Raw genomic sequence first — 13,270 nt, forward strand, 5'->3', positions numbered from 1 at the left:
CCCGCGGGCCCGGCGCGTACGCCGCTGTCTCGCCGTCAGGCGGTGTGCAGGGTGAGACCGTAACGGTTCAGGATCTCGTTGATCGGCTGGTACCAGGTCTCACCGCCGCTGCTGCAGTTGCCCCAGCCGCCGGAGGTCACGCCCTGGGCCTGGTCACCGCTGATGAACGAGCCGCCGGAGTCGCCTCCTTCGGCGCACACGCTGGTCTTGGTCATCTGGTGGACGGCGCCCTGGCTGTAGTTCACGGTCTCGTTCTTGGCGAGCACCTTGCCGCAGTGCCAGTGCGTGGTGGAGCCGGAGCGGCAGATCGAGGCGCCGATCGGTGCCTCGGACGAGCCGCGGACCAACTGGTCGGAGACGGTGCCCCAGCCGAGGACCACCGGGACGGTCCACCAGCCGTTGCCCACGCTGACGTACGCGTAGTCGTTGTCGGGGAACGAAGAGCCCTGGAAGTTGCCGATGTTCGAATTGTCCCAGCCGCGCACCGCGGCTCCCGTCTGCCCGCAGTGGCCCGCGGTGACGAACCCTCCGTGCACCGAGAAGCCGATGGAACAGCGGACGTTGCCGGTGTAGTACGGGTCGCCGCCCACGGTCCCCGCGGCGAAGGTGCTCGGTGCCTTGCCGACCGTCTCGACCTGCACCGGGCCCGCCTGCCGGGCCCGGTCGACGAAGCGTTGGACATCGTTGTCGTTCTTCTGAGCTGCGACGACGTTCACCACGATCTTGTTGCTGCGCGGCGCCACGTGCCAGCTGCTGACGCCCTTGGGCGCGGACAGTGCGTCGATCCGGGCTTTGGCGGCGTCCAGTTCCTTCGCGCTGTGGCGGACCACGCGGACGGTGGCGCCGGCCTCACGCAGGGCCTCCGTCTTGCCCGCGCTGGTGGTGGCGACGGTCAGCTTTCCGGTGTCCGCGTCGTACCAGGATCCGGCGTACGTCGATCCGGCGGTCCGCTGTGCCGCGCGGTCGACGCGTATCGCGCTCTTCTCGGAGGCGAGGCGGTCGCGCGCCTGGCTCGCGGTGAGCCCGAGGTCGTTCTGCAGGGCGGTGAGCATGCCCGCGGAGGCCGGGGGAGCGGTGGGTGCGGGGGCGGCGCCCGCGGTGGAGGTGAGCGAGGCGCTTGCCCAGGTGCCGACCAGGAGCAAGGAGGAGAAGGCGATGCGCACTCCGGTTCTGCGTCTCATGGCAGTGCCCTTTCTGTCGTTCCATCGGGGTGGGGAGGAACAGGGTGATGAGAGCGCTCTCACGATGAGTTCAGGCGGAGCATAAGAGCGGCCCGGCAGTCATGTCCATACCAACTGACGCCTCTCGGGAGGCAATTGACGTCAGGAATTCATGCCGGGTGAATACTGGGTACGGTGTACGCTTTTCCTTCCGCCCGGTTCAGGCCAAGGAGCGGTCAGTGGCGGTCACCCCCGCCGACGCCCACGACGTGATTCAGGTGCGAGGCGCTCGCGAGAACAACTTGCGCGACGTCTCGCTCGACATCCCCAAGCGGCGGCTCACCGTCTTCACCGGAGCCTCGGGCTCCGGGAAGTCCTCGCTCGTCCTCGGCACCATCGCCGCCGAGTCGCAGCGCCTCATCAACGAGACGTGCACCGCTTTCATCCAGTCGTTCATGCCGAGCCAGGGCCGCCCCGACGCCGGGGTCGGCGGTGACAAGCCGATCGTGCTCGGGCGCGGTGTCCGCGTAGGGTGCGTGAATGAGCATGCTGGATGACGCCCGCGCGGGCATGAACCCTGAGATCCGGCCGCAGGACGACCTGTTCGGCCACGTCAACGGTCACTGGCTGGAGACCGAGGCGATCCCCGACGATCGCTCCAGCTGGGGCCCCTTTGTGCAGTTGGTCGACACGGCCGAGGAACAAGTGAAGGTGATCATCCAGGAGCTGGCGTCGGACGGCGCAGGATCGGATGACGCGCGCAAGATCGCCACGCTGTACGCCTCGTTCATGGACGAGGAGGCGATCGCCGCCCGCGGGCTCGCCCCCGCACAGCCCTTGATCGACGCCGTCGCGGGGCTGCGGGACAACCGGGAGCTCGCGGCGTTCCTCGGCCGCTTCGAGCGGATCGGAGGATCCGGTCTGTTCGGCTCCTACATCGACTCGGACGACCGCAACTCCGACCGCTACCTCTTCAACGTCCTCCAGGGCGGACTCGGCCTGCCCGACGAGTCGTACTACCGCGACGAGAAGTTCGCCGAGATCCGCGAGAAGTACGTCACCTACCTCACCGACCTGCTCACGCTCGGGCAGCACGCCTCGCCCGCAGATGCCGCGAAGACGGTTCTCGCGCTTGAGACCCGTCTCGCCGCAGGGCACTGGGAGCGGGCCGAGACGCGTGACGTACAGAAGACCTACAACCTCACCACCCTGGACGAACTGACCGCCCTGGCGCCGGAGTTCGACTGGCGCGGCTATGTCGAGGGGCTCGGCGGCTCGGACGCCACCATCGCCGAGACGTGCGTCCGCCAGCCGTCCTACCTCGCCCACCTGTCGACGGCCCTCGCCGAGGTGCCGATCGAGCAGTGGCGTGACTGGGCACTGGTCCGGGTGCTTCGCTCCTGCGCGCCCTACCTCACCGACGCGTTCGTGGAGAAGAACTTCGAGTTCTACGGCCGCACCCTCAACGGCACCCCGGAGCTGCGCGCCCGGTGGAAGCGGGCGGTCGCCTTCGTCGAGGGCTCCATCGGCGAGGCCGTCGGCAAGGAGTACGTGGCGCGGCACTTCCCGCCGAGCTCCAAGGCGATCATGGACGACCTCGTGGGCAACCTCCTGGAGGCCTACCGCCAGTCGATCGCCCGCCTCGACTGGATGACGGACGAGACGAAGGAGCGCGCGTACGAGAAGCTCGCCACGTTCCGTCCCAAGATCGGCTACCCGGACACCTTCCGCGACTACTCGGACCTCGAGGTCTCCGGCGACGACCTGCTCGGCAACGCGCACGCGGCGGACGCCTTCGAGTCCGACCGGCAGCTCGCCAAGATCGGCGCGCCGGTCGACCGCGACGAGTGGTTCATGCTGCCGCAGACGGTCAACGCGTACTACAACCCGGGCACGAACGAGATCTGCTTCCCCGCGGGCATCCTGCAGAAGCCGTTCTTCTCGCCCGACGCCGACCCGGCCGAGAACTACGGCGGCATCGGCTCGGTCATCGGCCACGAGATCGGCCACGGGTTCGACGACCAGGGCGCGCAGTACGACGGCGCGGGCAACCTCAACGACTGGTGGACCGCGGCCGACAAGACCGCGTTCGAGGCCAAGTCGAAGGCGCTGGTGAAGCAGTACGACGCCTTCTCGCCGCGCAACCTCCCCGACGAGTCCGTCAACGGCTCGCTGACGGTGGGCGAGAACATCGGCGACCTGGGCGGCCTGACCATCGGGCACACGGCTTACCGCATCGCGCTCGACGGCGCGGCGATGCCCGAGAAGGATGGCCTGACCGGCTCCCAGCGGCTCTTCATGAACTGGGCCTACTGCTGGCGTACCAAGCGCCGCAAGGAGCAGGAGCAGCAGTACCTCACCATCGACCCGCACTCGCCGCCCGAGTTCCGGGCCAACATCGTCCGCAACCTCGAAGAGTTCCACGAGGCCTTCGCGACGGCAGAGGGCGACGGGCTCTGGCTGGACCGCGCGGAGCGCGTCAGGATCTGGTGATCTCCAGACACGGCCGCGGCACCCGTGCTGCGGCCGTGCCTGACCCGCCGCCGTTTCTACCGCGCCGCGCGCAGCATGCGGAGCTGGCCGATCTCCGTGGCGTTCTTCATCAGCTCGGAGTTCACCCAGGCGAGCATGTGGGCAACGGTGTGTTCGGGGTCGTTCTGCCAGGGGAACGGGGCAGTGGCGTCCAGATCCGTGTCGTCGAGCCGGTCGAGCACCGACAGCCACTCCGTGCGCAGGTCACGTAGCCAGTCGACGGCCGCCTTGCCGCTGCCCGGCCAGGTGATCCCGGTCCGCTCCCGCGGCACCCGTCCCCGCGCGTGATCGATCGTGACGCCCCACCACCAGCCGATGTGCCAGCTGATCCAGCCGATGGTGGGAATCGGGACGGGATCCGGCTCGGTCTCCGCGAAGTCCGCCACCCACCCTCCGTCACCGTCGGGCCGCACCGTCCAGCAGAGCGGCGCGGGCTCCCACAGGAAGTCCTCGGGCTCGAGGCGCTCCAGGTGGTACTCGAAGAGGGACCACGTCAGGTCGAACTGCCGGCGCAGCAGTTCGCGTCGGGAATCGTTCACGGGCTGACCCTGGCACAGGGGCCCTAGGCCTGGGAAAGAGATTTCGGATCGTCGGCGGTCGTGTCCGACCACCGTTCCGTCCCGCCGGACCGAGGGCGATTGGCGTGGAAGGCCGGGTGGTCGTGCAGGCGGCGCACATAGGCGCGCACGTGGGGACGGGACCGGGTCGCCTCGGCCGCGTCCGGGGTGAGGTGGACGAGCGTCGCCCACAAGTCCACGTCCGCCGCGGTGAGTTCGTCGCCCACGAGGTAGGAGTGGGAGGCAAGACGGCAGTCGAGCCGGTCCAGCGTCGCGGGGGCGAGCGGCCCGGCGAGCAGCTCGTGCCAGGTGTCGATCCGTGCTGCCAGGGCCGGTCGGCGCAGGACGGGCAGCGGGCCACTGCCGTGTGCGGCAAGGCGGCAGGCCAGGTCGCGCAGGATGTCGGGCGTGTGGTTGCTGACGACGTGCCCGCTCCACCGGTCGCACAGGGCCGGAACGGTCAGCGGCCCTTCGAAGTGGTGCTCGGTGGCCTCGTAATAGCGGTGCAGGGAGTCGAGCGCCGCGGTGGCGTGCGGCGCCAGGAGGGTGGTGGTGACCGAGTCCCTGAGACCGAGCAGGTCGAGGGTGATCGAGACGCGCAAGGAGTCCGGACATTCCGCCGAGAGATACAGGTGGTAGCGGTGGGGTGCCGGGTAGAAGCCGCCTGCGAGGTCGTCGCCGATGCGGCTGCGGATCGGCGTGGGACAGGTGCCGCGTGGTCCGGCATCGCGTGGGCGGACACCGCTTGGGCCGGTGTCGCGCGGGGAGCATGAATCCGCGGGGGAAGCCGGGCGGGAAACAGTGCGGGAACGGTGCGACGTGATCTCGGGCATGGCTCTCCAGGGAGGGGAAGGGCACCGACCGGCGGCGCGCGCGGGCCGGTGGCACAGCGGGGGGAGAGGGGGATCCGTGGCCGCAGAGGGCCGCAGTGATGAGGCTTCTTGTCCCGGAGGCGTCACTGGTGCGTGGACGCTGTGCGGACGTCAGACAGCTGGAACCGAGGCGCTGCACACGCGCAGCAGGTCGATGTGCAGGCGTCTGGTCAGGACGCGAGGGCGGGGCCGGGGCGCGGACAGGAGAGGCCGCGGGATGCTGTTCCTCTCACCGACCGCCCTGGACATGTCCACCAGCCCTGCCGTCGAGGCCCGTTGTATCCGGGGCCGCGCTTGCCCCGCCGCCACGGCGGGACCCGGTCGTCACCCGGGGCACCCCGTCGCGGAGGAAGGGTTGCCCGTCAGCGGGCCGGGGCCGATGACCCGCTCGGGCAGGAACCCTGCCGGGCGGGCGCTGACAATCGTGACCGTCCCCGGAAGTCTGAGTCCGGGTGCCCGGCTCCGTCAAGAAGGCCGCACCCGGAACAGAAGAAGGCCCGGACCCGGAACAGAAGGAGCGGCCCGGTGGTTGAGGCTGACGGAGACGGACGACGAGGCACGGTCGGCGATGTGAGAACGCCCATGATCCACGGGCATTGCGCACCGCTACGACCTCACGTAACGTCCCGAGCAGGTTACGAGTGTCAGCGTCAAGCCCTGGCTTGCTGACCGGCAACCCTCCTACGCGGCGGGGTGCTCCAGGTGAGGACCAGGCGGTGCCCGTCCAGGGTCCCGCAAGCGCGAGACCGGCGAGGCCCCAGGCCCGCCGGGCCGGAAAGGTGGAGGTGACGGACGTGCCACCTGTGTCAGCTGTGCCGCCCCTGTCGCCGGTGCCGTTCGCGTCCGTTCCACGCGTCATGGTGATCGCGCCGAGCCGCCAGGTGCATCTGTACTCCCGGCCGCACATCGATCTGCAGCGTGTCGCCGGCGCGCTCTGTCGTTCCTGACCCGTTACCCCGCCGCCGCACCCTCGGAGCCGAGGGGCCGGTGTTCTCGCACGGTCGTACGGTCGATCAGGAAGGCACACCTTTCGTGTCGTCATCACCTTCGTTGCCCCATTCTTCGCATTCCTCCGCTCCCGCCGCCGCGCTGCACCTCGCTGTCGCGCTCGACGGCGCGGGCTGGCACCCGGCCGCCTGGCGCGAACCGGTGGCCCGTCCAGGGGAGTTGCTCACTGCCCGGTACTGGGCCGACCTGGTCACCGAAGCAGAACGCGGCCTGCTCGACTTCGTGACGATCGAGGACGGGCTCGGGCTCCAGTCCACGCACTTCACCGAGCCCGACGGACGCACGGATCAGGTACGAGGGCGGCTCGACGCCGTTCTCATCGCCGCCCGTGTCGCCCCGCTGACCAGCCACATCGGCCTGGTGCCGACGGTGGTGGCCACGCACACGGAGCCCTTCCACATTTCCAAGGCGATCGCCACACTCGACTACGTCAGCGCGGGCCGCGCGGGCGTACGCGTACAGGTGTCGGCGCGCCGTAATGAGGCCGCGCACTTCGGGCGCCGTACGCTTCCCGCCTTCGAGAGCGTCGAGGACCTGGGCAGAGCGGACGTACGGGAGCTGACCGTCGACCTCTTCGACGAGGTGGCCGACTACGTCGAAGCCGTGCGCAGGCTCTGGGACAGCTGGGAGGACGACGCGGAGATCCGGGACGTCGCCACCGGCCGCTTCATCGACCGCGACAAGCTGCACTACATCGACTTCGAGGGCAAGCACTTCAGCGTCAAGGGCCCCTCGATCACGCCCCGGCCGCCGCAGGGCAGGCCCCTCGTCAGCGCACTCGCCCACGAGGGCCCGACCGAGGCCCCGTTCCGGCTCCTCGGCCGCTCCGCCGACATCGGATACGTCACCCCGCGCGACGCCGGGCACGCACGCGCCGTCGTCGCCGCGGTCCGCGGCGAACAGGACGCGGCCGGGCGAAGCGATGAGCCCCTGCACCTCTTCGGCGACCTGGTCGTGTTCCTCGACGACGACCCGGCCGCCGCCGCGGCCCGCCGGGAGCGTCTGGACGCCCTCGCGGGTCACCCGTACACCAGTGACGCGCGGGTGTTCACCGGCACGCCCGCCCAACTCGCCGACCTGCTCCTTGAGTTGCGGGAGGCCGGGCTCACCGGGTTCCGGCTGCGCCCCGCCGTCGTCGGCCACGACCTCCCGGCGATCACCCGGGGCCTGGTGCCCGAACTCCAGCGCCGCGGCGCCTTCAGGCACGCGTACGAAGCCGACACCCTGCGCGGCCACCTCGGCCTCGCCCGCCCCGCCAGCCGCTACGCCGCCTCCGCCTGAGCCGGAAGGAACCCGACATGAGCAAGTCACCGGACAAGCCGCTCAAGCAGATTCACCTCGCGGCGCACTTCCCCGGCGTCAACAACACGACCGTATGGAGCGACCCCGAGGCCGGGAGTCATATCGAGTTCAGCTCCTTCGCGCACTTCGCACGGACCGCCGAGCGCGCGAAATTCGACTTCCTGTTCCTCGCCGAGGGGCTGCGGCTGCGCGAACAGGGCGGGGAGATCTACGACTTGGACGTCGTCGGACGCCCCGACACCTTCACCGTGCTCACCGCGCTCGCCGCCGTCACCGAACACCTCGGCCTGACCGGCACCATCAACTCCACCTTCAACGAGCCTTACGAAGTGGCCCGCCAGTTCGCCAGCCTCGACCATCTCTCGGGCGGGCGCGCCGCCTGGAACGTCGTCACCTCCTGGGACGCCTTCACGGGTGAGAACTTCCGCCGCGGCGGGTTCCTCCCGCAGGAGGAGCGGTACTCAAGGGCGAAGGAATTCCTCAGCACTGCGGGCGAGCTCTTCGACTCCTGGCGCGGGGACGAGATCGTCGCCGACCAAGGCACCGGCACGTTCCTGAGCGACGCCCAGGCGGGCGCCTTCGTCCATCAGGGGCAACACTTCGACATCCAGGGGCAGTTCAACGTTCCGCGCAGTCCGCAGGGCCGGCCGGTCATCTTCCAGGCCGGCGACTCGGAGGAGGGACGTGAGTTCGCTGCCGCGGGCGCGGACGCGATCTTCAGCCGGTACAGCACGCTCAAGGAAGGGCAGGCGTTCTACACGGACGTCAAGGGCCGCCTGGCCCGCCACGGCCGCACCCACGACCAGCTCCTCATCCTGCCCGCTGCGACCTTCGTCCTCGGGGACACGGACGCCGAGGCGGAGGAGCTCTCCCGGGAGGTGCGACGCAAGCAGGTCAGCGGCGCCACCGCGATCAAGCACCTGGAGTTCGTCTGGAACCGCGATCTCTCCGCGTACGACCCGGAGGGCCCGCTGCCCGAGATCGATCCGGATGTCGGCGAGCACACCATCGCCCGCGGTCGCGCCCAGGTGCGGATGTACCGCGACCCGCTGGCCACCGCGCGGGAGTGGCGCGAGCTCGCCGCCGCGAACAAGTGGTCCATCCGTGACCTCGTCATCGAGACCGGCAGCCGTCAGTCCTTCGTCGGCTCCCCGGCCACCGTCGCCGAGACGATCAACTCCTTCGTCCAGGCCGACGCGAGCGACGGCTTCATCCTCGTCCCGCACATCACCCCCGGCGGCCTCGACGCCTTCGCCGACACCGTGGTCCCGCTGCTCCAGGAACGCGGCGTCTTCCGCACGGAGTACGAGGGCACCACCCTGCGCGACCACCTCGGCCTGGCTCATCCCGACGCCGACACAGACGCCGGGGTGCCTCTCTCCCTGCCCACCCCCGTACCCACACCCGTGCCCGCGTCGGCCGAGCACTGAGGAGGATCACCACACATGTCAGCCATCCCTCTCGGCGTCCTCGACCTGGTCCCGATCTCGTCCGGCTCCACCGCGGACGCGGCGCTGCGCAACTCCATCGACCTGGCCCGGCAGACCGAGCGATTCGGGTACGCCCGCTACTGGTTCGCCGAGCATCACCTCAACCCGGGCGTGGCAGGCACATCGCCCGCGGTAGTCCTCGCCCTGACCGCCGCCGCGACCTCGACGATCCGGCTCGGGGCAGGGGCCGTGCAACTCGGGCACCGCACCGCTCTCTCCACGGTCGAGGAGTTCGGTCTGATCGACGCGCTGCATCCCGGGCGCCTCGACCTGGGGCTCGGCCGCTCGGGCGGCAAGCCGCCCGGAACACCCGCCGCCGCGCCGCCGACCGCGACCCCCGTCGTCGACGGCCGTGCCCCCAACGGGCTGCGGATCCCGGCACGCTTCTCCTACGAGCACCTGCTCGGCTCACCCCGTGTCGCCCTCCAGCGGAGGCTGCTCCAGCAGCCGCACGCCGAGTCGCAGGACTACGGGGAGCAGGTCGACGACATCCTGGCCCTGCTCGCGGGAACGTACCGCTCCGATGACGGCATCGAAGCGCATGTGGTCCCCGGTGAGGGCGCCGACATCCAGGTGTGGATCCTGGGCAGCAGCGGCGGCCAGAGCGCGGACGTCGCCGGTCGGGGCGGCCTGCCCTTCGCCGCGAACTACCACGTGAGCCCGGGCACGGTTCTCGAGGCCGCGGACGGCTACCGCGCCGCGTTCAAGCCCTCCGACGTACTCGACAAGCCCTATGTCAGCGTCTCGGCGGACGTCGTCGTCGCCGAGGACGACGAGACCGCCCGCGAACTCGCCGCGGGGTACGGCCCTTGGGTCCGCAGCATCCGCACGGCCGAGGGCGCCATCCAGTACCCCACGCCGGAAGAAGCGCGCCGGCACAACTGGACCGACGCGGACCGGGCACTGGTCCAGGACCGTACCGAGACGCAGTTCACCGGTTCCCCCGAACGTGTGGCGGATCTCCTGGAGCAGCTCCAAGAAGCCACCGGCGCCGACGAGTTGCTCATCACCACCATCACCCACGGCCACGCCGACCGGGTGCGCTCCTACGAACTGCTCGCCGAGGAGTGGCGGCGCAGGTGACGTGTCCGTCCGCCGGGCGTCGCGCGCGCCCGGCGGAGGGGCGAGGTCAGGCGATGGGCCAGCAGTTGTACGCGTTGTAGTTCGTGCCGTTGCAGCCGAACCACTTGCCGTAGAGGCAGGGGCCGATGTCGTTCCAGTAGCCGTGGCAGCACGCCAGGCACGTGTAGCCCCCGTACCCGTCGCTCACACAGGCCGAGCTGCCGTCCACGCACTCGGCCTGGGCCCGGGGCGTGGCCTGGGGCGGTGTGCCCTGCGGGGCGACGCCCCAGGTGAGGGGAGCCGTCGCCGGACCTCTGGCTCCTGGACCTTGAGGCGCCGGGCCGTGGGACCGGGCCTGGGACTGAGCCTGAGGGCCCTGCGGCGGGGGCTGGGTGTGCGCCGATGTCCCGCACGGCGAAGGAGCCGGAGCGGCGCCGGCGCGCGCGTAGTGGGACAGCAGCGTGGCCAGGACGGTGTGCTCCGGAGAGTCGGACTCCTTGAGCGTGAGCTGGACGAGGCTGTGCGAGTGTTCGTCGCAGGGAACCTGCCGCAGGAGCTCCACCTGATCGATGAGGCTGACTGGGATCGTCGTCCAGTCCTTGCATGTAGTGCCGGGGGCGAACTGGACGCTCTCCGTGGCCTCTTCGGACTTCTTGACCATCCCGACGATCACGGGTTTCTCGCGGACCGTGTCCGATGCGAGTGCTTGAAGGAATTCCTCACCGCTGAACGACCTGGGCATGTGTCTCCTCTCGGCGCCATGCGGGCGCCTGCCGATGCCACGAGGTTCGCGTGATCCGCGAGAGCGTCACAACAGGGGCGGAGGCGGTCGGTCCGGATAGGTGAACTCGCTTCGCGAGCGGGGGCGTTGTCCCGCGACCGCACGCCGGGGCAGGAGCGACCGCGCGCGGGACCGGACGGCGCCCTACCCGTTAAGTCGCGCGAGTGATGTCCCGTACGTGACACAGGCGGCAGCGAGGTGATAGTCCCATCGGAAAAGGGTGCGTACGACCATGGACGGGGCTTGTCACTGTGGCAAGGATCGTCGGGTAGACAGCGCAGTCTTGACGAATACCGGACGGGACCCACCACATGACGACGCCGAACTGGGCGGACTTCCAGTACGAGATCTATCTCAACGGCATGACTGGAGCCGTACCCCGCCTGCCCACCGACCTGACCCGCCTCGAGGAGCTGACCGAGCAGCGGCTCGGTCCCGGCCCCGTCGGCTACGTCGCGGGAAGCGCGGGAAACGGCAGCACCGCCCGCGCCAACCGTGCGGCACTGGAGCGGCGTCGCATCGTTCCGCGCATGCTGCGCGACGTACACGAACGCGATCTGTCGGTGGAGGTGCTAGGCCACCGGCTGCCCGCGCCGCTCGCCCTCGCGCCCGTCGGCGTCCTGTCGATCATGCATCCGGACGGCGAGTCCGCCGCGGCCCGCGCGGCAGCGGCCCGCGGCGTCCCGTACATCCTTTCCTCGGCCTCGAGCACGCCCATGGAGCAGGTCGCCAAGGAGATGGGGGACGCACAGCGCTGGTTCCAGCTGTACTGGGCCAAGGACCGCGACGTCACCAAGAGCTTCCTTGACCGTGCGAAGGCCTCGGGCTTCACGGCTCTTGTCGTCACGCTCGACACCCCGCTCCTGGCCTGGCGCCCGCGCGACCTCGACCAGGCGTATCTGCCCTTCCTGCACGGCGTGGGCACCGCCAACTACTTCAGTGACCCCGCGTTCCAGGCGGGCCTGGCCAAGCCGGTGCACGAGGACCCGAACGCGGCCGTGATGCACTTCGTCGGCATGTTCGCCGATCCCGCGAAGACCTGGCCGGACCTGGCGTTCCTGCGCGAGAACTGGGACGGTCCGATCGTGCTCAAGGGCATCCTGCACCCGGACGACGCGCGCCGCGCCGCCGACGCCGGCATGGACGGGGTGGTGGTCTCCAACCACGGCGGCCGCCAGGTCGCGGGCTCCGTCGCGGCTGCCGACGCCCTGCCTCGCGTCGTGGAGGCGGTCGGCGACCGGCTCAGCGTCCTGTTCGACAGCGGCATCCGCACCGGCGACGACATCTTCAAGGCGCTCGCACTCGGCGCCAGGGCCGTGCTCGTGGGACGGCCGTACGCCTACGGGCTCGGCCTCGACGGCCAGGCGGGCGTCGACCACGTGATCCGCTGTCTGCTCGCCGAACTCGACCTCACCCTTGCCCTGTCCGGACACGCGGGGCCCGCCACCCTCACCCCCGACGACCTGATCGAGGAGACCGCATGACCGCCGTGAAGAACGTCCTCGCCATCGTCTCGCCCCACGTGGGCGGCCGTGCTGCGGGAGGCGCCCTCGCAGGGCTGCTTCCCGCGTCGGCGCACGTCACCGTCGTCGAGTCCGCCGACGAGGATCCCGCCGCCCTGCGCGCCGCGCACGTCATCGTCACCGGCCTCGCGCCCGTCACCGCCGAGCACATCGCCGCGGCGCCGGACCTCGAAGTCGTCCAGTGCGCGAGCCACGGCTTCGACTACGTCGCCGTGGACGCGGCCCGCGCACGCGGCATCCAGGTCTGCTCGATCGGCTCGAGCGGCGCCGAGAAGCAGAACGTCGCCGAGCAGACCTTCGCCCTCATGCTCGCCCTCGCCAAGCAACTGATCCCCGCGCACACCGCCCTCACCGTGGCCGACTGGGCGCTGCCCCGCCTCCAGCAGTCCATCACCGAGCTCTCCGGCAAGACGCTCGGCATCGTCGGACTCGGCCACATCGGCGAGGAGGTCGCCCGCCGCGCGGTCGTGTTCGACATGAGCATCGTCTACGCGGCGCCGAGGCGGGCGGGAGCCGAGAAGGAGTCACGGCTCGGCGGCGCACGCCATGTCGAACTCGACGAACTGCTCCGCACGTCCGACTACATCTCCCTGCACGCCCCGCTCACACAGGACACCCGCCACCTCCTGGACGCCGAACGCCTCGCCCTCCTGAAGCCGACGGCCTTCGTCATCAACACCTCGCGGGGCGCGCTCATCGACCAGGACGCACTCGCCGACGCGCTGACGGCGGGCACGCTGGCCGGGGCGGGCATCGACGTCTTCGACCCCGAGCCGCCCACCGCCGCCCTGCGCCTGCTGAAGGCGCCGAACGTGGTGCTCTCCCCGCATGTCGCGGGCGTCACCCGCGAGACGCTCGTGCGCATCGGCCTCGCGGCGATCCAGAACGTCGCAGGACACCTGGAGGGCAAGCCGCTCAGCGACGTCGTCTCCTGACGCCCTGTCGGTCACGGGTTCACGGGTCGTGGCAGCGCCCGAGGGGGG

Annotated in this window: 11 protein-coding genes, 1 pseudogene and 2 riboswitches; of the genes and pseudogenes, 8 read left to right on the forward strand and 4 right to left on the reverse strand. The window is 70.3% G+C overall.

Annotation, left to right across the window (positions count from 1 at the left end):
* Window positions 1-35 precede the first annotated feature (35 nt).
* On the reverse strand, window positions 36-1,181 hold the full coding sequence (locus ACFQ7F_RS41585) for a S1 family peptidase (protein WP_383283254.1): 1,146 nt from the start codon (window positions 1,179-1,181) through the stop codon (window positions 36-38).
* Window positions 1,182-1,399: 218 nt separating this feature from the next.
* Here ACFQ7F_RS41585 and ACFQ7F_RS41590 point away from each other — a divergent pair.
* Window positions 1,400-1,639: pseudogene (locus ACFQ7F_RS41590) on the forward strand (excinuclease ABC subunit UvrA); the annotation flags it as partial.
* Between the two features lie 61 nt (window positions 1,640-1,700).
* A complete protein-coding gene (locus ACFQ7F_RS41595; protein ID WP_383283257.1) occupies window positions 1,701-3,653 on the forward strand; it encodes a M13 family metallopeptidase in 1,953 nt (650 codons plus the stop codon).
* Window positions 3,654-3,709: 56 nt separating this feature from the next.
* On the opposite strand, the gene ACFQ7F_RS41600 is transcribed toward ACFQ7F_RS41595, so the two are convergent.
* Together ACFQ7F_RS41600 and ACFQ7F_RS41605 are read right to left on the reverse strand one after the other, a co-directional pair.
* The gene (locus tag ACFQ7F_RS41600) at window positions 3,710-4,231 is read right to left on the reverse strand and encodes a DinB family protein (RefSeq protein ID WP_383283260.1); all 522 of its coding nucleotides are present in this window, start codon (window positions 4,229-4,231) and stop codon (window positions 3,710-3,712) included.
* 23 nt (window positions 4,232-4,254) lie between these two features.
* Window positions 4,255-5,082 (reverse strand): glutathione S-transferase C-terminal domain-containing protein, encoded by an 828-nt coding sequence (locus tag ACFQ7F_RS41605; RefSeq protein WP_383283262.1) that lies wholly within the window; start codon window positions 5,080-5,082, stop codon window positions 4,255-4,257.
* Between the two features lie 324 nt (window positions 5,083-5,406).
* Window positions 5,407-5,551, reverse strand: a riboswitch (SAM riboswitch).
* Between the two features lie 203 nt (window positions 5,552-5,754).
* Window positions 5,755-5,868, forward strand: a riboswitch (SAM riboswitch).
* Window positions 5,869-5,978: 110 nt separating this feature from the next.
* Here ACFQ7F_RS41605 and ACFQ7F_RS41610 point away from each other — a divergent pair.
* From ACFQ7F_RS41610 to ACFQ7F_RS41625, 4 genes are all read left to right on the forward strand, one after another.
* Complete coding sequence (locus ACFQ7F_RS41610) at window positions 5,979-6,068, forward strand: putative leader peptide (RefSeq protein WP_344519751.1); 90 nt, start codon at window positions 5,979-5,981, stop codon at window positions 6,066-6,068.
* Between the two features lie 103 nt (window positions 6,069-6,171).
* Window positions 6,172-7,410, forward strand: a complete 1,239-nt coding sequence (locus ACFQ7F_RS41615) for an LLM class flavin-dependent oxidoreductase (protein ID WP_383283265.1) — start codon at window positions 6,172-6,174, stop codon at window positions 7,408-7,410.
* Between the two features lie 17 nt (window positions 7,411-7,427).
* Window positions 7,428-8,861, forward strand: coding sequence for an NtaA/DmoA family FMN-dependent monooxygenase (locus tag ACFQ7F_RS41620; RefSeq protein WP_383283268.1), 1,434 nt, complete (start codon window positions 7,428-7,430; stop codon window positions 8,859-8,861).
* A 15-nt stretch (window positions 8,862-8,876) separates the two neighbouring features.
* A complete protein-coding gene (locus ACFQ7F_RS41625; protein ID WP_383283271.1) occupies window positions 8,877-10,004 on the forward strand; it encodes an LLM class flavin-dependent oxidoreductase in 1,128 nt (375 codons plus the stop codon).
* A 46-nt stretch (window positions 10,005-10,050) separates the two neighbouring features.
* Here the strand turns inward: ACFQ7F_RS41625 and ACFQ7F_RS41630 are convergent, their stop codons facing one another.
* Window positions 10,051-10,725: a hypothetical protein gene (locus ACFQ7F_RS41630; protein ID WP_383283274.1), complete on the reverse strand. Its 675-nt coding sequence runs from the start codon at window positions 10,723-10,725 to the stop codon at window positions 10,051-10,053.
* A gap of 350 nt (window positions 10,726-11,075) precedes the next feature.
* Here ACFQ7F_RS41630 and ACFQ7F_RS41635 point away from each other — a divergent pair, with 350 nt between their 5' ends.
* Both ACFQ7F_RS41635 and ACFQ7F_RS41640 read left to right on the forward strand, forming a co-directional pair.
* Window positions 11,076-12,248, forward strand: coding sequence for a lactate 2-monooxygenase (locus tag ACFQ7F_RS41635; protein WP_383283277.1), 1,173 nt, complete (start codon window positions 11,076-11,078; stop codon window positions 12,246-12,248).
* Window positions 12,245-13,222: a 2-hydroxyacid dehydrogenase gene (locus ACFQ7F_RS41640; protein ID WP_383283279.1), complete on the forward strand. Its 978-nt coding sequence runs from the start codon at window positions 12,245-12,247 to the stop codon at window positions 13,220-13,222. Before ACFQ7F_RS41635 ends, ACFQ7F_RS41640 begins: the two co-directional genes overlap by 4 nt.
* Window positions 13,223-13,270: the final 48 nt, after the last annotated feature.

The sequence above is a fragment of the Streptomyces sp. NPDC056486 genome, from assembly GCF_042795295.1.
Classification (GTDB): Bacteria; Actinomycetota; Actinomycetes; order Streptomycetales; family Streptomycetaceae; genus Streptomyces.